Origin of the sequence: Limosilactobacillus avium, from assembly GCF_947381485.1 — a bacterium.
GTDB lineage: Bacteria > Bacillota > Bacilli > Lactobacillales > Lactobacillaceae > Limosilactobacillus > Limosilactobacillus avium.
In genome coordinates this window covers 1-472 of sequence record NZ_CANCWN010000100.1, presented here as the reverse complement: position 1 = coordinate 472, position 472 = coordinate 1, and the positions used below count along the sequence as shown (strand labels likewise).

At 39.4% G+C, this 472-nt stretch carries 1 pseudogene; it reads right to left on the bottom strand.

The features are described from left to right. Positions 1-118: 118 nt before the first annotated feature. A pseudogene (locus QOS01_RS10465) lies at positions 119-418 on the bottom strand (helix-turn-helix domain-containing protein); the annotation flags it as partial. Between the last annotated feature and the right edge of the window lie 54 nt (positions 419-472).

Genomic DNA, 472 nt, shown 5'->3' with positions numbered 1-472 from the left:
CCCATTGAGGTATTCATGGAGAATATCACAGACGCACAGTTAGTTTCTTTCTAACTTAATTTGACATTTCAGGACTAATAAATTATCAAGTTTACGGAAAAGATTTCACTAGTGGTTAGCCACCTTGGTGTTTAAATAACATCTTAAAGGCTTGGGCGAGGTTGTGATTGACAACGAGGAAGCTAGTTGAGTCACTCGCCCTAAGAAATGGGTATTCTTGCTTGAGTCTCTTCAGTAGATAATTCATTCCGTATTTATTGACGAAGTGACTACTAGGATTATTTTGATACCGCTCTTTGGCCATCGCCAACATTTGGTTCCAAACGAAGCGATTGTTACCAAACATTTGCCACAATTGTTCCCTTTGCTGGGCATTGGGATATAGACGAAGTTTGATCCCCTTTATAACTTGCGCCATTTTCACCACAATCTTTCATCATCGGCCAGTCAACAAAGCTAATTAATACCTGAA